At 63.2% G+C, this 17,778-nt stretch carries 17 protein-coding genes; 8 read left to right on the forward strand and 9 right to left on the reverse strand.

The features are described from left to right. Positions 1–53 precede the first annotated feature (53 nt). Genes E0501_RS09585 through puuE form a run of 4 tightly spaced genes read right to left on the reverse strand, consistent with a single transcriptional unit; the run spans position 54 to position 4,257 of the window. Positions 54–1,496 (reverse strand): uracil-xanthine permease family protein, encoded by a 1,443-nt coding sequence (locus tag E0501_RS09585; RefSeq protein WP_137701157.1) that lies wholly within the window; start codon positions 1,494–1,496, stop codon positions 54–56. Between the two features lie 51 nt (positions 1,497–1,547). Then, on the reverse strand, positions 1,548–2,033 hold the full coding sequence (locus E0501_RS09590) for an ureidoglycolate lyase (RefSeq protein ID WP_137701158.1): 486 nt from the start codon (positions 2,031–2,033) through the stop codon (positions 1,548–1,550). Further along, on the reverse strand, positions 2,030–2,848 hold the full coding sequence (locus E0501_RS09595) for a bifunctional allantoicase/(S)-ureidoglycine aminohydrolase (protein ID WP_137701159.1): 819 nt from the start codon (positions 2,846–2,848) through the stop codon (positions 2,030–2,032). The genes E0501_RS09590 and E0501_RS09595 overlap by 4 nt, the downstream gene beginning before the upstream one ends. Continuing rightward, on the reverse strand, positions 2,845–4,257 hold the full coding sequence (puuE, locus tag E0501_RS09600) for an allantoinase PuuE (protein ID WP_137701160.1): 1,413 nt from the start codon (positions 4,255–4,257) through the stop codon (positions 2,845–2,847). The genes E0501_RS09595 and puuE overlap by 4 nt, the downstream gene beginning before the upstream one ends. Positions 4,258–4,534: 277 nt before the next feature. On the opposite strand from puuE, the gene smpB reads away from it, so the two are divergent. From smpB to E0501_RS09620, 4 genes are all read left to right on the forward strand, one after another. Then, positions 4,535–5,011 (forward strand): SsrA-binding protein SmpB, encoded by a 477-nt coding sequence (smpB, locus tag E0501_RS09605; RefSeq protein ID WP_137701161.1) that lies wholly within the window; start codon positions 4,535–4,537, stop codon positions 5,009–5,011. A 118-nt stretch (positions 5,012–5,129) separates the two neighbouring features. Continuing rightward, positions 5,130–5,420, forward strand: a complete 291-nt coding sequence (locus E0501_RS09610) for a hypothetical protein (protein WP_137701162.1) — start codon at positions 5,130–5,132, stop codon at positions 5,418–5,420. 89 nt (positions 5,421–5,509) lie between these two features. Continuing rightward, entirely contained in the window at positions 5,510–6,367 is an 858-nt protein-coding gene (gene sseA / locus E0501_RS09615; protein WP_137701163.1) for a 3-mercaptopyruvate sulfurtransferase, read from the forward strand. Next, positions 6,367–7,551, forward strand: coding sequence for an amino acid aminotransferase (locus E0501_RS09620; RefSeq protein WP_137701164.1), 1,185 nt, complete (start codon positions 6,367–6,369; stop codon positions 7,549–7,551). Before sseA ends, E0501_RS09620 begins: the two co-directional genes overlap by 1 nt. Positions 7,552–7,591: 40 nt before the next feature. On the opposite strand, the gene dapA is transcribed toward E0501_RS09620, so the two are convergent. Beyond that, complete coding sequence (gene dapA, locus E0501_RS09625) at positions 7,592–8,467, reverse strand: 4-hydroxy-tetrahydrodipicolinate synthase (protein ID WP_137701165.1); 876 nt, start codon at positions 8,465–8,467, stop codon at positions 7,592–7,594. 153 nt (positions 8,468–8,620) lie between these two features. Between dapA and E0501_RS09630 the strand changes: the two genes are divergently transcribed. Then, entirely contained in the window at positions 8,621–10,594 is a 1,974-nt protein-coding gene (locus tag E0501_RS09630; RefSeq protein WP_137701166.1) for a lytic transglycosylase domain-containing protein, read from the forward strand. On the opposite strand, the gene E0501_RS09635 is transcribed toward E0501_RS09630, so the two are convergent. Together E0501_RS09635 and mnmD are read right to left on the reverse strand one after the other, a co-directional pair. Next, positions 10,559–11,425 carry a DMT family transporter gene (locus tag E0501_RS09635; protein WP_137701167.1) on the reverse strand — a complete coding sequence of 289 codons (867 nt, stop codon included), beginning with the start codon at positions 11,423–11,425 and terminating at the stop codon, positions 10,559–10,561. The two genes, E0501_RS09630 and E0501_RS09635, sit on opposite strands and share 36 nt — an antisense overlap. Continuing rightward, entirely contained in the window at positions 11,422–12,093 is a 672-nt protein-coding gene (gene mnmD, locus E0501_RS09640) for a tRNA (5-methylaminomethyl-2-thiouridine)(34)-methyltransferase MnmD (RefSeq protein WP_137701168.1), read from the reverse strand. Before mnmD ends, E0501_RS09635 begins: the two co-directional genes overlap by 4 nt. Positions 12,094–12,158: 65 nt before the next feature. Between mnmD and E0501_RS09645 the strand changes: the two genes are divergently transcribed. After that, positions 12,159–13,193, forward strand: a complete 1,035-nt coding sequence (locus tag E0501_RS09645; protein WP_137701799.1) for an NAD(P)/FAD-dependent oxidoreductase — start codon at positions 12,159–12,161, stop codon at positions 13,191–13,193. Between the two features lie 4 nt (positions 13,194–13,197). On the opposite strand, the gene E0501_RS09650 is transcribed toward E0501_RS09645, so the two are convergent. Beyond that, complete coding sequence (locus E0501_RS09650; protein WP_137701169.1) at positions 13,198–14,004, reverse strand: acyl dehydratase; 807 nt, start codon at positions 14,002–14,004, stop codon at positions 13,198–13,200. Positions 14,005–14,045: 41 nt separating this feature from the next. Between E0501_RS09650 and E0501_RS09655 the strand changes: the two genes are divergently transcribed. Together E0501_RS09655 and E0501_RS09660 are read left to right on the forward strand one after the other, a co-directional pair. After that, positions 14,046–14,450 (forward strand): VOC family protein, encoded by a 405-nt coding sequence (locus E0501_RS09655; RefSeq protein ID WP_137701170.1) that lies wholly within the window; start codon positions 14,046–14,048, stop codon positions 14,448–14,450. 102 nt (positions 14,451–14,552) lie between these two features. Beyond that, positions 14,553–15,902, forward strand: coding sequence for a UDP-glucose dehydrogenase family protein (locus E0501_RS09660; RefSeq protein WP_137701171.1), 1,350 nt, complete (start codon positions 14,553–14,555; stop codon positions 15,900–15,902). Here the strand turns inward: E0501_RS09660 and E0501_RS09665 are convergent. After that, entirely contained in the window at positions 15,899–17,776 is a 1,878-nt protein-coding gene (locus E0501_RS09665; RefSeq protein ID WP_137701172.1) for a polysaccharide biosynthesis protein, read from the reverse strand. The two genes, E0501_RS09660 and E0501_RS09665, sit on opposite strands and share 4 nt — an antisense overlap. Positions 17,777–17,778: the final 2 nt, after the last annotated feature.

Here is a 17,778-nt window from a genome sequence, read left to right on the forward strand (position 1 = left end):
GTGCGATTGTATGCAAAAGGGGCGGGGGGTATACCCCGCCCCAGCGCTTGGGATCAGTCTTTCTTGTGGCCGGCCATGCCGCCCGATACTTCCTCGGTCGATTCCGCGGCCAGCTCCTCGGGCAGGATCAGGTTCAGCACGATCGCGATCAGTGCGGCGGGCAGGATGCCCGAGGCACCAAGGATACGCAGCGAATCCGGCAGGTGCTGCAACGCGTTGGGCGCGCCCGGGGCCACGTTCATCACCTCGAGCTGCAGGCCAAGGCCCACCGACAGGGCCACGGCGAAGATCACCATGTTGCGCCGGTTCCAGTCGACATCCGACAACATCGAGATACCGGCGGCCACGACCATGCCGAACATCACGATCACGCCGCCGCCTAGCACCTCGATCGGGATGGTGCGGATCAGCCCGCCCACCTTGGGCACCAGCCCGCAGAGGATCAGGAAGATCGCGCCGAAGGTGACGACGTGGCGGCTCATCACGCCGGTCATGGCGATCAGGCCCACGTTCTGGCTGAACGAGGTGTTGGGCAGGCCGCCGAAAACACCGGCCACTGCAGTGCCCAGACCATCGGCAAAGGTTGCGCCCTGGATTTCCTCGTCGGTCGCCTCGCGGCCCGCGCCGCCCTTGGTGATGCCGCTGACATCGCCCACGGTTTCCACCGCCGAGACAAAGGCCATCAGGCAGAAGCCGATGACGGCGGCGGCCGAGAATTCAAAGCCGTATTTGAACGGCTGGGGCAGGGCAAAGGCCGCCGCGTTCGACCAGCTGCCCGAGATCTTGGCTACCGGTAGCAGGCCCACCGCCATGGCATAGAAATACCCCACGATGATCCCCACCAGCACCGCCGAGACCGACAGCATGCCGCGGGCAAAGAACTTGAGCCCCAGCGTGACGAAGATGACCACCAGCGCGGCCGACCAGCTCAGCAGGCTGCCATAGCTTTCCGCGCCGCTGGCCTTGGCCGGCACGCCGCCCGCGGCGTATTCGATCCCCACCTTGACCAGCGCAAGGCCGATCATCAGCACAACAAGCCCGGTCACCAGCGGCGGCAGGGCAAAGCGGATCCTGCCGATCACCGTGCCCAGAAGCGCATGGAAGAGACCCCCCAGAAGCACCCCGCCAAAAAGCGCCGGCAGCGCCTCGACGCCCTTGCCGGCGACCAGCGGGATCATGATCGGGATGAAGGCGAAGGACGTGCCCTGCACCACCGGCAGCCGCGCGCCCACTGGGCCCATGCCGATGGTCTGAAACAGCGTGGCGATGCCGGCAAACAGCATCGACATCTGGATCATGTAGAGCAGTTCAGGAAAATCCGGGCTGTTCGAACCAAAGCCGAACCCCGCCGCGCCCGCGACGATGATCGCCGGCGTGACGTTCGACACGAACATCGCCAGCACGTGCTGAATACCCAGCGGCACCGCCTTGGCCAGCGCCGGGGTATAGTTTGGATCGCGCAGCTGTTCTCGCGTTCCGATCGAGGTTGCAGTCATCACTTGTCTCCTGTTGTCCGTCCGTGAGTGGCCGCTCTTTGTGGCGGTTTGCTAAATTTCTACCACATAATGTGGTTCCAGTGCGTATTCTTCCAGATTTGGGGTTTCGCTGATCCGGTCGATCACCGCGAACAGCCCCGGATCATGCAGCGGGGTCAGCACCCCGTGCCAGGTGCCGCGGTGGAAATTGATCGCCTGATGGCCGCCCGCCAGAAAGGCGCAGGGCGCGCCCGGCTTGCCGCCCGCGTCGGGCGCCACGATCACCAGCCAGTCCTGCCCGTGCATCGGCACGAAGGCCTGGCTGCCCTCGGGGTGACGCTCAAGCAGGTCCAGCACATAGGGCAGGCTGCGCGGCTCGGCCTTGAAGATCGAAATGCCCGCCCGCCCCCCGGGTCCGAAATCCAGCTGCGCCCGGTCGTGCCAGCGTCCGCAGAGCCCGCGATTGATGAGCTTGTCGGGCGCGCCCTCGGCTTCCAGCACATCTCCGAACGGCGCGAAGGCCTGCGCCGTCAGCGGCTGGGCCTTGATCCGCGTCATCCGCCGATCTCCAGCGGCACGTGGCGGTTCACATCCTTGTAAAGCAGGTAGCGGAAATCCTCGTCCCCCTCGGCGATACAGGCCTGCGGGCAGAAGGCGCGCAGCCACATGAAATCGCCCGGGCCCACTTCCACCCAGTCGCGGTTCAGAAGATAGCTGGCCCGCCCCTGCAGCACGTAAAGCCCGTGTTCCATCACATGCGTTTCGGCAAAGGGGATGCGCCCGCCGGATTTGAAGGTGACGATGTTGACATGCATGTCGTGGCGCAGGTCATCAGGCGCGACAAACCGGGTCGTGCCCCACTTGTCGGTGTTGGGCATCCAGTTCACCGGCTCGTCCGCTTCGTTGGTCACGAATGCCTCGGGCCGGGCGATCCCCGGCGCGCCGTGCCAGCGTTTGCGAATCCAGTGCACCTGCAGCGCGCTGTCGCCCGCATTGTGCAGGGTCCAGACCGCGCCGGCGGGGATATAGGCATAGCCGCCCGCCCCCATCTGGTGCGCCTTGCCGTCGATGGTCAGCGTGGCGCGGCCCGCGGCCACGAACAGCACCGCCTGCGCTTCCGCGTCGGGCTCGGGCGCGTCACTGCCGCCGCCGGGGGCGATCTCAACGGCATATTGCGCAAAGGTTTCGGCAAAGCCGGTCATCGGCCGCGCGATGATCCAGGCCCGCGTGTTCGTCCAGCCGGGCAGAAAGCTCGTCACGATGTCGCGCATGGTGATCGCCGGGATCATGGCATAGGCCTCGGTGAAAATCGCCTTGCCTTCGGGGCTCACGTTCTGTTCCGGCAGGCCGCCGGGGGGAAAGGCATAACTCACAGCATGTCCTCCAGTCGCAGTCGCGCAATCCGCTCGACCTGTTTGCAGGCCTCATCGAATTCCACCTCGGTCGGGTTCGAAATACGGCGCTCGAACGCGGCCATGATGCCGGCCTTGTCATGGTCGCGCACGGCGATGATGAAGGGAAAGCCGTGTTTCTCGACATAGGTGGTGTTCAACGCGGTAAACCGCGCCCGCTCTTCATCGGTCAGCGCATCCAGCCCGGCGCTGGCCTGTTCGGCCGTGCTTTCCGCCGTCAGGCGTTTGGCTTGGGCCAGTTTGCCCGCCAGGTCCGGGTGCGCCCGCAGCACGCCCAACCGCTCTTCGTGGCTGGCCGAGCGGAACATCCGCGCCAGCGCATTGTGCAGCCCGGCAGGCCGGTCATGCGCCGGGCCCAGCTCCAATTCCCACGCCCGTTCCGCGATCCACGGCGAATGCTCGAACACACCGCCGAATTTCTGCACGAAATCCTCGCGGCTCATCTGGCTGGGGCGGGGGTGGCGGTGATGCGGATGCACCCGTGCCCAATGCTCGGCGATGTCGATGCGCCGGGGCGTCCAGACGCCGTCAAAGCGCTGGATGTATTCCAGGAAGCGCGCCAGCCCGGCGATCTTGCCGGGGCGCCCGATCAGCCGGCAGTGCAGGCCGATGCTCATCATCGCGGGGCGGCCTTCCTTGCCTTCGCGGTAAAGCGTGTCGAAGGCATCGCGCAGGTAGGAATAGAACTGCTCGCCCGTGATGTATCCCGGCGCCGTGGCGAAACGCATGTCATTGGCTTCCAGCGTGTAGGGAATGATCAGCTGGTCGCGCTCGCCCACTTCCAGCCAATAGGGCAGGTCGTCGTCATAGGTATCGCTGACGTAATCGAACCCGCCTTCCTCGGCCACCAGGCGCACTGTGTTTTCGCTGCAGCGGCCCGTGTACCAGCCGCGCGGGCGTTCGCCCACAACCTCGGTATGCAGGCGCACGGCCTCGTCGATCGCGGCGCGCTCGTCCTTTTCGGACATGTCCTTGTGCTCGACCCATTTCAGGCCGTGACTTGCGATCTCCCAGCCGGCGTCCTTCATCGCCTCGACCTGCTCGGGGCTGCGGGCAAGCGCGCTGGCCACGCCATAGATCGTCACTGGAATGCCGGCACCGGTGAACAACCTGTGCAGCCGCCAGAATCCGGCGCGTGCGCCGTATTCATAGAGCGACTCCATGTTCCAGTGCCGCTGGCCCGGCCATTGCGCGGCGCCCGCGATATCGCTCAGGAACGCCTCTGAGGCCGCATCGCCATGCAGCACGCAGTTTTCGCCGCCCTCTTCATAGTTCAGCACGAACTGAACCGCGATGCGGGCGTCGTTGGGCCATTTCGGATCGGGCGCGTCCGGCCCGTACCCGATCATGTTGCGGGGATATCGATTCATTTTCGGACCTGTCATGACTGCCCCTGTTGTAGGCGAGCGCTGGGTTTCAGGTTATCAAAAAATTCCAAAAGCACTTATCAATTATTCGGATATCTCGGAAAGTGCTGCTTTGCTGCGCACGTTGCATTAACCTTAACGCGCGTTCTCCCGCGCCGATTTCCCCGGCAGCCGGATGTCAGCCGGCCGGTGCACGCATGTCATCCCCCAGATTTTCACCGCGCGCTGGCATTAACCCCCTCTCGACAGGGCGCGCTGGCGGGGGTAGAAAACGCCGGCTATGGCCAAGGAAAAAAGCAATCCCAACTACAAGGTGATCGCGGAGAACCGCCGCGCGCGCTTCGATTACGCGATCGAGGAAGATCTTGAGTGCGGCATCATCCTCGAAGGCTCCGAAGTGAAGTCCCTGCGCGAAGGAAATGCAAATATTGCAGAGTCTTACGCCCATGTGGACAACGGAGAGCTGTGGCTGGTAAACGCCTATATCGCGCCTTACGAACAGGCCAAGACCTTCGGCCACGAAGAGCGCCGCAAGCGCAAGCTGCTGGTGTCGAAAAAGGAACTGGCGCGGCTCTGGAACGCCACCCAGCGCAAGGGCATGACACTGGTGCCCCTGGTTTTGTATTTCAACCACAAGGGTTTGGCCAAGCTTAAGATCGGCATCGCCAAAGGCAAAAAGGCCCACGACAAGCGCGAGACCCAGGCCAAGCGCGACTGGGGCCGGCAGAAACAGCGTTTGCTGCGCCACGGGGAATAGCCCTGCGAAACTCCCATTAGGGAAAATCCGGCTGGTTTGATAGGCTTCCTTCACAACTGGGGCGTGGGGGTCAGCCCTTGGTAACCTTTTTGGAGTAGACCCTTGGAGGACAGTAACTATGGAACTTTTGATCAGTCTGATCTCGGGTGCGGTTGGCGGCAACGTGGCCGGTGGCCTGCTCAAGAACCTCAACCAGGGGGCTATCATCAACTCGCTGGCCGGGATCGTCGGCGGCGGTCTGGGCGGGCAGCTTCTGGGCATGCTGGGCGCCGGTGACATGGCCGGCATGGCCGGCGAGGCTGCCGGGCTCGATATCGGGGCGATCATCGGACAGGTTGCCGGCGGTGGTGTCGGTGGCGGTGTCGTTCTGGCCATCGTCGGCATGATCCGCAACGCGATGGCGAAGTAAGCCTTTTGCCGGGCGCCCGCGATGGGCGCCCGGCCTTGTCAGTTTCGCCCCCTCGCGCTAGTCATGAGTGCGAGCTGAAGGGGGTGACCATGGCGCAAGACGATCCCAAAACCCTAGTGTCCACGGAATGGCTGGCCGCGCATCTGAAAGACCCGGATCTGCGCGTGCTGGACGGGACTTATTTCATGCCTGGCGTGCCGCGCGATGCCCGCGCGGAATACGAGGCGGGGCACATCCCCGGGGCACGGTTCTTCGATATTGATGACGTGGCCGACGCGCGTTCGGACCTGCCGCACATGGCGCCGCCGGTCGAGAAATTCATGAGCCGCCTGCGCGCGATGGGCGTGGGCGACGGGCACCAGGTGGTCGTCTACGACACCCATGGCCTGCAGACGGCCGCGCGGGTTTGGTGGCTTTTCCGGCTGATGGGGCAGGACAACGTGGCCGTGCTGGACGGCGGATATCCCAAGTGGCTGGCCGAAGGGCGCGAGGTCGAGGACCTGCCGCCCATGATCCGCGATCGCCACATGACCGTGCGCAGGCAGAACCAACTGGTGAAGGACGTCACCCAGGTGTCCGCGGCCTCGAAACTGGGCGATTACGAGATCATCGACGCCCGCTCGGCCGGCCGGTTTGCCGGCACCGAGGAGGAACCCCGCGCGGGCCTGCGGGGCGGGCATATTCCCGGCTCGAAAAGCGTTCCCTACGCCGAACTTACGAACGCGGATGGCACGATGAAATCGCCCGACGAGTGCCGCGCGGTGTTCGAAGCCGCGGGCGTGGACCTGTCGAAACCCGCCATCACCACCTGCGGGTCCGGCGTGACCGCCTGCATCCTGGCATTGGCACTTGAACGGATGGGCAAGTCAGATTGGTCGGTCTATGACGGATCGTGGAGCGAGTGGGGCGCCTTCCCCACCTTGCCCGTTGAAACCGGAGACAGCTGATGTTCAACGCGCTTTCCAAGCAACCCGTCGACAAGATCATGCAGCTGATGCACATGTTCCGCGAGGACCCGCGCGAGAACAAGATCGACCTGGGCGTCGGCGTCTACAAGAACGCCGAAGGCGTGACGCCCGTGATGCGCGCCGTGAAAGCCGCCGAGCGGCAGTTGTGGGAAGAGCAGGAGACCAAGGCCTATGTCGGCCTCGCGGGCGACCCTGTTTTTGCCGACGCGATGGTCGATCTGGTTCTGGGCGACGCGGTCAGGCGCCAGCAGGTAGCCGTCGTGGCCACGCCCGGTGGCACGGGCGCCGTGCGTCAGGCGTTTGAAATGATCCTGATGGCCAGCCCGCAGGCGCGGGTCTGGGTCAGCGATCCGACATGGCCCAATCATGTCAGCATCCTGAAATACCTCGGGATCGAGATCGTGACCTATCGGTATTTCGATGCTGAGACGCGGGCGGTGGATTTCGCCGGTATGATGGAAGACCTGGACGGGCTTCGCGCGGGCGATGTGGTGTTGTTGCATGGCTGCTGCCACAACCCGACAGGCGCCAACCTGACTTTGCCGGAGTGGCAGCAGGTGATCGACCGGATGAACGCCGTTGGCGCGACACCGATGATCGACATTGCCTACCAGGGTTTTGGCGACGGGCTGGATGCGGATGCGGCGGCCACGCGCTTGGTGGCCTCGTCCTGCCCCGAAACGCTGATCGCCGCCAGCTGTTCGAAAAATTTCGGTGTCTACCGCGAGCGTACGGGCCTTTTGATGGCGGTCAGCCAAAACGAGGCCGGCAAGGCGCTGGCGCAGGAGAACCTGACCTCGCTCAACCGGCTGAACTATTCCTTCCCGCCCGACCATGGCGCGCGGGTGGTGACGATGATCCTGACCGATGACAAGCTGCGTGCCGACTGGGCGGCCGAGTTGGAAGAGACCCGGCTGGGCATGCTGCGCCTGCGCGAGTCGCTGGCGGGTGAGTTGCAGCGGCTGTCGGGCAGTGACCGTTTCGGGTTTCTGGCCCAGCATCGCGGCATGTTCAGCCTGCTGGGCACCACGCCCGAACTGGTCGAGCGCCTGCGCGCCGAGCACGGCATTTACATGATCGGGGATTCGCGCATGAACATTGCCGGTCTCAACGATGAAACCGTGCCGATACTGGCCAAGGCGATCATCGACGTCGGAATCTGAGGGCAAGGCGGGCCGAAGCCCGCCCTACGCGACTTTTGGGTCAGTTCATCAGGCCTGCGTGGCGCATCGCGTCGTCGATCTGCGCCTTGGTCGAATCCGACACACCGGTGAGCGGCAGGCGAACCTCTTCGTTGCACAAGCCAAGCTGCGACATCGCGTATTTCGCACCCGCCAGGCCCGGCTCGACAAAGATGGCGACATGCAGCGGCATCAGCCGGTCCTGATATTCGAGCGCCTTGGCATAGTCGCCGGCCAGCGTGGCCTCCTGGAACTCGGCACACAGCTTCGGCGCCACGTTAGCGGTGACCGAGATGCAGCCAACCCCGCCGTGGGCGTTGAATCCAAGCGCGGTGGCGTCTTCGCCCGACAGCTGGATGAAATCGGTGCCGCAGCTGATCCGCTGTTTCGGAACGCGGGCCAGATCGCCGGTGGCGTCCTTGACGCCGACGATGCGCGGCAGTTTGGCCAGTTCGCCCATGGTTTCCGGTGTCATGTCGACGACGGAACGCCCGGGGATGTTGTAGATGATGATCGGCAGGTTGCAGCAATCATGCACGGCCGTGAAATGGGCGATCATGCCCCGCTGCGTGGGCTTGTTGTAATAGGGCGTGACAACCAGGATCGCGTCGGCGCCGACGCTTTCGGCATGCTGGGCCAGCCGGATCGATTCCAGCGTGTTGTTCGATCCTGCGCCGGCGATCACCGGCACGCGGCCTGCTGCGGCCTTGACCACCTCTTCGACGACCTGCTCATGCTCGCGGTGGGTCAGTGTCGGGCTTTCGCCGGTGGTGCCGACGGGCACGAATCCATGGCTGCCTTCGCCGATATGCCACTCGACCAGCTTCTTGAGCGTCTCGATATCCAGCTCGCCGTTCTTGAACGGCGTGACCAGGGCAGGAATGGACCCTTTGAACATGGCGACGCTCCTTCTTTTCAATGTGGGACAGACGGCCCCGGTTCGATCTGGCGCCAGACCCTAGCGAGAGTTCGCCTTTCTGCCAAGTTTGTGAATTGAAGGCATGGGCGGGCGCGTTATGCTGGGCGTGTCTATCCGGATTCATTCGAGGAAATGCAAGAGATGTTGCGGCTTGCCGCGTCGATTTTGTGCCTTCTGGCCTTTGCGGCAACGTCCATGGCCGAGCCGCCGCGCGCACCACGGCCACTGGCCAGCGCGCTGCATGCGCTGCAGCGCGGGGACTGGGAACGGGCATCAGAGCTTGCCCTGCGTGACGGTCCCGTGGCGGTGTCACTGGTCGAGTGGTACCGGCTGCGCACCGGGCAGGGTACGGCGCAGGAGGTTATGCAGTTTCTTGAAACGCACGCGCATTGGCCGGGGCTCGATCTGCTGCGCAAGCGCAGTGAACAGGCGTTGGACGGTGAGCCGGACGAAACCATCCTGGCGTTCTTCGAGGATCAGCGCCCACAAACCGGGCTGGGCGTTCTGCTGCACGCAAGGGCGCTCGAGGCTTCGGGCGCTGTGGGCGATGCCCAGGCCGAGCTGGTCCTGGCCTGGCGCACGTTCGATTTGCGCAAGGAGGATCACGCGGTTTTCCTGGGACGCTACGCGGAGTTGCTGGCACCCCATCACGAGGCACGGCTGGACATGGCGTTGTGGCGTGGTCTGTCGAGCGACGTCGCGCTCATGTTGCCATTGGTCAGCGAAGGTCACAGGGCCCTTGCCGCCGCCCGGCAAGGGTTGCGCGCGGGCGCGGGAGATGTGGATGCGCTGATCGAGGCGGTGCCGGAGACGCTGCAAGGCGATGCGGGGTTGGCCTATGAGCGGTTCCTGTGGCGGCTCGGCAAGGGACGAACCGACGAGGCGATCGAATTGCTGATCGAGCGCAGCGCGGCGGGTACGCTGGGCGAGCCTGCCCGCTGGGCAGGATGGCGACGCAGTCTTGCGCGTGGGCAGATGCGGAAAGGCGAGTCGGAACGTGCCTACCAGATCGCGATCAACCACGGTTTGGTCGAGGGGTCGTCCTATTCGGACCTGGAATGGCTGGCCGGCTACATCGCCTTGCGCAAGCTGGACGATCCAGAGATTGCCCTGCGTCATTTCCAGACGTTCAAGTCCGCGGTCGATACGCCCATTTCGCTGGGCCGCGCGGGGTATTGGCTGGGCCGCGCCCACGAGGCGCTGGGCAATGCCGAGGCGGCGAAAGCGGCTTACGCTGAAGGGGCCGAGCATCAGACGAGTTTCTATGGCCTTCTGGCGGCCGAAAAGGCCGGGATTGGGCCGGATGTGGCGCTGAAGGGGGCTGAGTACTTCCCCGCGTGGCAAGAGGCGGAATTCGCGAAAAGCGACCTGGTGAAGGTGATCGAGCTGGCGCTGGAGATGGAGGCGCTTTCGCTTGCCGAGCAGTTCACGCTGCAGCTGGCCGAGGGGCTGGACCGCAAGGGCATCGGGCAGCTGGCCAACATGGTCGAGGATCTTGAGGCGCCGCATCTGGGTGTGATGCTGGGCAAGTTCGGCGCCCGCCGAGGTATCGTCTTGCCCGGTCCCTATTACGCGCTGCATCCGCTGCGCGACCTGAACCTGCCGGTGCCGGCCGAACTTGCACTGGCGATTGCCCGCCGCGAAAGCGAGTTCGACCCACGGGTGACAAGCGGCGCTGGCGCGAAGGGGTTGATGCAGCTGATGCCCGGCACCGCGCGGGACGTGGCCCGCGATCTGGGGCTCGATCACGACCCGGAGCGGGTGATCGATGACTGGCGCTACAATGCCACGCTGGGCAGCGCTTACCTGGCCGGGTTGGCGACCCGCTTCGATGGCAACGTCGTGATGGTGGCTGCAGGCTACAATGCGGGTCCGGGGCGGCCGATCCGCTGGATGGAAGAACGCGGCGATCCACGAACTGGCGCAATGGACGTGATCGACTGGATCGAACATATCCCGTTTCGCGAAACACGGAACTACGTGATGCGCGTCGCCGAATCCCTTCCGGTCTACCGCGCACGGCTTGGGCGCGATCCGTTGCCCGTACCGTTCAGCAAGGAGCTGGTCGGATCAAGCGTTCTGCCGCTCGCGCCAGAGAGTGAATAGACCTGCGGCCACAATGATGCCCGCGCCGACAGCAACCGGCAGTTCGATCACTTCATTGAAGATCAGGACGCCGACACCTGAAGCAAAGACAAGTTGAAGGTAGGCGAAGGGCTGCACGGCGCTGGCCTCGGCGACCTCGTATGCCCTGATCAGAAGGAAGTGACCGAACGCACCTGTCATGCAGAGCATGGCCATCCAGCCCCAGTCAGCACCGGTCATCGGCTGCCACGTGTAAAGGCCAACGGGTGTCAGGGCGATCGCGCCGGTCACGCCCGTCCAGAAGAACGAGGTGGCGGCCGTATCACGCCGCGCGACATAGCGTGTCAGAAGGCCATAGAGCGCGAACATGAGAGCCGACACAAAAGGGATGAGTGCGTAAGGCGAGAAAACCGCGAAACCCGGGCGCAGGATGACAATGACGCCGAGGAACCCGACGCCGATAGCGGTCCAGCGCCGCCAGCCGACGCTTTCGCCCAAGACGGGCCCGGAGAGCGCCGCGACAAGCAGAGGATAGCAGGCAAAGACCGCATGCGATTCCACAAGGCCCAGCAAGGTAAACCCCCAGATTGCGAGACAGATCTCGGCGGCAAGCAGGAGGCCCCGGAAGATCTGTATTGTAGGCTGCTTGGTGGCCGCGGCGCGGCTGAGCCCGCCGGCCTTGCGTGCGGCAACCGTCATCACGAAGGCGGCGAAGAACCAGTAGCGGATCGTGACGACCATCAGTGTGTTGTATTCGCCGGCGAGGTGGCGCGAGATGCCGTCCTGCATGGCGAATACCAAGCTGGTGGCGACCATCAGTAGAATACCGAGGCGCGTGTTCTGTTCGCTCATTCCGGCATCCTTGCAACGGTCATGTGGCGCTTGCGGCCGAACCCGGGGCGACGTTCCACGGCAAAGCCCGCGTCTTCAAGTGCGCGGCGGACGTGCCCGGCAGCGGTATATGTGGCTGCGCTTCCGCCCGGCGCGGTGTGGGCGCCGACGGCGGCCATCAATTCCGGGCCCCACATCTGCGGGTTCTTCGCCGGAGAAAACCCGTCAAGAAACCAGGCGTCGGCCGTGCCGTGCCAGTTTGGCAGGGTTTCACGGGCATCGCCGGGCACCATCTCGAACTGCAGGTCAGGCAGCGCGAAGTCGGTGGCATTGTCCGCCATCTGGTCGAGGATCTCGGCGCTCAGGTCGGCGATTTCCGGAAAGGCCGTGTGGGCCGCACGCATGTCCGCAGGCGTCATCGGGAAGGCCTCGAAAGTGGTAAAGCGCAGCTGGCCGCGTTGCCCGGTCTCGCGCCAGAGTTTCAAAGTGGCGATCAGGTTCAGCCCGGTGCCAAAGCCCAGTTCCGCGATATGGAAACCGTCGGCAAACCGCTCCGGAAGATCGTTGCCACCCAGAAAGACATGGGCGGTTTCGGCCAGCCCGTCTTCGAGGCTGTAATAGGGATCATCGAAACGGGTCGATACCGGCACACCGCCATCGCGCCATTCGAGTTCGGCCTGCTGGCCCATTGCGTTGCGATCCCTTAGAAGCCGTTTGAACGGCGCGACAATGCAGAGGGAGCAAGGCTTTGGCAATAACGGATGTGACGATCCGCGGCGCCGGTGTTTTCGGTCTGTCGATCGCGTGGGAGTGCCTGACCCGTGGCGCCAGGGTGCGTGTCGTAGATCCCAACGGGGTGTGCAGTGGCGCCTCGGGCGGGATTGTCGGTGCGTTGGCGCCTCATGTGCCTGAGAACTGGAACGAAAAGAAGGCGTTCCAATTCGACAGCCTTGTGCGGGCCGAGGCGTTCTGGGCCGAAATCGCCGAGGCGGGCGGCAAGCCGCCTGGCTTTGCGCGCCTGGGCCGGCTTCAGCCGATTGCCGATCAACACGCGTTGGACCTGGCCCGGAGCCGAGAGAAGACCGCGCGCGAGCTGTGGCAAGGCAAGGCGCAGTGGAAAGTTGTCAGGGACACGGATGTCGGTGAGTGGGCCCCTGTCAGCCAGACGGGCTGGTTGATTCATGACACGCTCTCGGCGCGCATGCATCCCCGGCAGGCTGGTGCGGCGCTGGCCGCCGCGATTGTCGCGCGTGGCGGCGAGATCGTCGGCGATGCCGCCGATCAGGGTGCGGTGATCTGGGCCGCGGGAGTCTGGGATCTGGACCGGATCAGCGCCGCGTTGGGGCACATGGTTGGCAACGGCGTCAAGGGGCAGGGCGCGGTACTGGCACTGGATGCGCGTAACCTGCCGCAGATCTATGCGAACGCGGTGCACGTCGTGCCGCATGAAAACGGAACGGTCGCCATCGGCTCGACCAGCGAACGCGATTTCGACGCCCCGAACACGACCGATGCGCAGCTGGACGACGTGATCGACCGCGCGCGAGAGGCCGTGCCGGCTTTGCGGGATGCCGAGGTGATCGAGCGTTGGGCAGGGGTGCGACCGCGGGCGAAAAGCCGCGCACCGATGCTGGGTATACATCCGCTGAACCGCGATCACTTCATCGCAAATGGTGGCTTCAAAATCGGGTTCGGCATGGCGCCGGGCATCGCCCGGGCAATGGCCGAACTGGTGCTTGAGGGACGCGATACCATACCCGAGAGCTTTCGGCCCGAGGCCTCGCTCTAGGCGATCAGGCAGTTGCTTCGGCTTGCATGCATTGCCGACCATCGGGCCCGCGCACCCACAAGCGATGGCCTTTTCGGCACAGAGTGGCGGTTTCGAAATGCATCAGCGGTGACGTGGCCCTGAACGAAAACGCGGTGAGCGGTCCGAGTTCCTCGGTGGCCATCAGCATGAGAAGCTGCGCCAGCAGCGGGCCGTGCACAATGAGACCGGCATAGCCTTCGACATCGCGGGCATAATCCAGATCATAGTGGATGCGGTGGCCGTTGAAGGTGAGCGCGGAGTAGCGGAAGAGCCGTGTAGTATCGAAGCTTTCCGTTTGGCGGCTTTCTTCGTCGGTAGGCGCGAGGGGCGGTTTCGGCTGCGGCTGATCCGGCGAGGGATCTTCGCGATAGACCAGATCCTGCCATTCGGTGATGCAGAGGTTGTCGCCCTGATGGATGTCGTGGCGTAGCGTGACAAAGGCCAGCGGACCTGTGCGCCCGTCCTTTCGGGTGGCGCTTTCCACCGTGCTGCTCTTTTCGGCGGGCCGACCGGCGATCAGCGGTGCCCGGAAGGCAAGCCGCCCACCCGCCCACATGCGTCGCGGCAGACCCATGTCGGGTATCAGCCCGACACCCGTGCGCGGATGGCCATCGCGGCCCAGTTCCTCGGGGGGACGGGGTTCCCAGAAATAGAGTTGATGGAAGAAGGGGGGCAGCGCGTCTCCGGCCTCGAAAAGGGACTGGTTATTCAAGATCGCCTGCATGGCGTTGGCGCGGGCCGGGTCGATCCGATCACTTTGACGGAATGTGCTGGCGCTGTCATTGTCCATGCCGCGACGATATGTTTTGCGACTGCGGGAGGCAACGGCGGATGAGCCTGAAAATTTCATCGTTGGACCATCTGGTTCTGACGGTTGCGGATATCCCCGCGACGATCGAATTTTACCGCGATGCCCTCGGAATGACCGCCGAAATGTTCCGCCCCGCCGATGGCAGCGAACGCTGGGCGCTGAACTTCGGCACACAGAAGATAAACCTGCATCAGGCGGGGCGGGAATTCGATCCCAAGGCGCATCAGCCAACACCGGGATCGGGCGATTTGTGTTTTCTGAGTGAGCAGCCTGTGGACGATTGGATCACACAGCTCGAGACCCTCGGTCACGACATCGAGGAAGGCCCGGTGAAGCGCACGGGTGCGACAGGGCCAATCCTGTCCATCTACCTGCGCGACCCGGACGGGAACCTGATCGAGATATCCAACGTCATGGGCTTCTGATCGGACCATGCCGAAAACCAACATATGCGGAGGTTCGTTGCCCTGCGTTGACAGGATTCCCCGCATCGGTCAGAAAACGGGAAAAGGCAAAAGGCAGTTCTCATGAAAATCGCGATGATCGGAACCGGGTATGTCGGTTTGGTGTCCGGGGTCTGTTTTTCGGATTTTGGCCATGACGTGGTCTGCGTCGACAAGGATCCGGCGAAGATTGAAAAGCTGGAACGCGGGGAGGTGCCGATTTACGAACCGGGTCTTCAGCCGCTGATGAAGAAGAACGTCGAGGCTGGCCGTTTATCGTTCACGGGTGATCTGGTCGATACCGTCAGGGACGCCGAGGCGGTTTTTATCGCCGTGGGCACGCCGACGCGGCGGGGCGATGGCCACGCGGATCTGACCTATGTGATGGCGGCAGCCGAAGAGATCGCGCAGGCGGCCGACGGATACACGGTGATCGTCACGAAATCCACCGTTCCGGTGGGCACGAACCGGCAGGTGAAACAGGTCGTGCGCAAGGCCAATCCCGAGCTTGAGTTCGACGTGGCCTCGAACCCCGAGTTCCTGCGCGAAGGGGCCGCGATCGACGACTTCATGAAGCCTGACCGCGTGGTCGTGGGCGTTCAGAGCGGGCGCGCGGCAGAAGTGATGGCCGAAATCTATCGCCCGCTCTATCTGCGCGATTTTCCCATCATTACCACCGATCTGGAAAGCGCCGAGCTAATCAAGTATGCGGCCAACGCATTCCTCGCGACGAAGATTACCTTCATCAACGAAATCGCGGCGCTTTGTGAACGCGTCGGTGCGGACATCAAGACGGTGTCGAATGGCATGGGACTCGATGGGCGGATCGGGAACAAGTTCCTGCATGCCGGACCCGGATATGGCGGCAGCTGTTTTCCAAAGGACACGCGCGCGCTGGCCCGGATGGGGCAGGATTTTTCGGTTCCGATGGAGATCGTCGAAACGGTGATTTCCGTGAACGAAGAGGTCAAGCGCCGGATGATCGACAAGGTTCTCGACCTGTGCGACGGGTCGTTCATCGGCAAGACGATCGGCATTCTGGGTGTGACCTTCAAACCCAATACCGACGACATGCGCGAGGCGCCGAGCCTGACGATCGTGCCGGCCCTGATCGGAGGTGGCGCCAAGGTTCGGGTGTGCGATCCGCAGGGGCGCCATGAAGGCGAGCACCTTTTGCCGGGCGTGCAATGGGTTGCCGATGCCTACAAGGCAGCGCAGAACGCGGACATGGTCGTGATCCTGACCGAATGGAATGAATTCCGGGCACTTGATCTGAAGCGTCTGGCCAAGAAAATGCGCACGCCAAAGCTGGCGGATCTGCGCAACATCTATTCGCCGAAAGCGGCCAAGCATGCCGGGTTCGAGGCCTATGCTTCTGTTGGCCGAACCGATTTTGTCGCTGAAGACGGGGCCAACGAGGCGGCGGAAGCCTAGCTTATCTGCTGGTCGGAGAAACGGCTTTCATCGAAACGCTCAACCCAGCGGGCGATAACGGTACGGGCTGCGGTTGTATCGCCCAACTCAATGGCTTGCCGCAAATCCCTGAGGGCATTCGCCATCTCGATTTCACTCAGAAAGCTTTCCTGAGCTCGCATGATCTTGTGGTGTGGCGTGGTCAGCATGTCGGGCGAGATCAGAAGCTCTTCATGCAGTTTCTCACCCGGGCGCAGCCCGATCTCGACGATTTCGATGTCGCCGTTCGGGTTCTTCTCGTCCATCACGGTAAGACCTGCGCCCTCGATCATCTGACGGGCCAGTTTGCGGATCGGGACCGGATCACCCATGTCGAGCACGAAGACATCGCCGCCCCGCGCAAAGGACCCGGCGAGAAGAACGAGCCGGGCGGCTTCGGAGATGGTCATGAAGTACCGTGTCACTTCCCCATGGGTCAGGGTGACGGGACCACCACGTGCGATCTGCTCTTCGAAAAGCGGGATGACAGAACCCGACGAACCCAGAACATTGCCGAACCGCACCATCGAGAAACGCGTGGATTCGGCACGGGTGGAAAGGTCCTGGACGACGAGTTCGGCCAGGCGCTTGGAGGCCCCCATGACGTTCGTCGGGCGAACAGCCTTGTCCGATGAGACCAGAATGAAACGCTCGACCTGTGCGGCACGGGCAGCATCGGCCAGTACCTTGGTGCCGAACACATTGTTTTCCAAACCCGTGATTTCGTTGTTTTCCACGAGAGTTAGGTGCTTGTAGGCCGCGGCGTGCAGGATCACATCAACCGTGTAGGCTGCAAGCACGCGATCAATCAGCGCACGATCGCAGACAGAGCCCAGCACCGGCACGATTTCGATCGCGTCCGTGAGTTCCCGCAGTTCCTTGACGATATTGTAGAGCGCCAGCTCGGAATGATCGACGAGCACCAGTCGCGCTGGCTTGCAGGCGATCAATTGCCGGCAAAGCTCGGATCCGATCGAGCCGCCGGCTCCGGAAATCAGGACGGTGCGTTTCGAATAGCTCTCGGAAACGGTAGGCAGTTCCCGCTCAAGCCGGTTGCGCCCGAGCAGATCGTCCATGGAGACGGGCGTCATGCGTGTGCCGATATCGCCTTCGCTGATCATCGCGGCGAACGAGGGAAGCGAATGCACCTCACATCCCAGCAGACGAAGCCGGTGCGCGATGCGTGCCTGCGAGGTCTGCGATTCAGACGGCATGGCGAGAACGACCCGGTCAATCCGTTCCCTCGCAATGATTTCGCGAAGCTTTGCGGGCGAGAAAACAGGCAACCCCGCGACATAAAGGCTTTGCAGGGTGGGATTGTCGTCGATGAAGGCCACGGGTTCGACAGCGTCATCCGTGCGAAGCGCTGCCGCCAATTGCTGGCCCGTCTGGCCTGCCCCGTAAACAAGGATGCGCAGCCGTTCGGAACCACTGCGGTAGATCTGGATCAGAATCTGACGCATGATCATCCTGGTCGAGACCCCCATGATCACGAGAACCATGGTCAGGATGACAAAGGTCTGGTTGGTGACCGGCGCCCCGGCGAAGGTATTTAGAAGCAGACCCGCGCCACCGATGATCGCGGAAAAAACCGCAGTTCGCATGATGCCCTGGAATTCATAGGCGTTGAGCTTGATCCGGGTGAGGCCAAGAAAATGAGACGCCAGCATAGCAGTGCCGATAAGTGCGGCGGTAATCGGGGCGATCGCTACAATCAGTTGTCCGGTCAAGCTGATCGAAGCGTTCAAAAGTATCGAAAGGAAAAGCGCCACCGGGACCATAGCCGCATCGATAAATAGAAAAACGAGGCGCTTCTGGGCTCGCGTCAAAGATGTTACGAAATCATAGATGAACATTC

Source organism: Marimonas lutisalis, from assembly GCF_005434965.1.
Taxonomy (GTDB): Bacteria; Pseudomonadota; Alphaproteobacteria; order Rhodobacterales; family Rhodobacteraceae; genus Marimonas_A; species Marimonas_A lutisalis.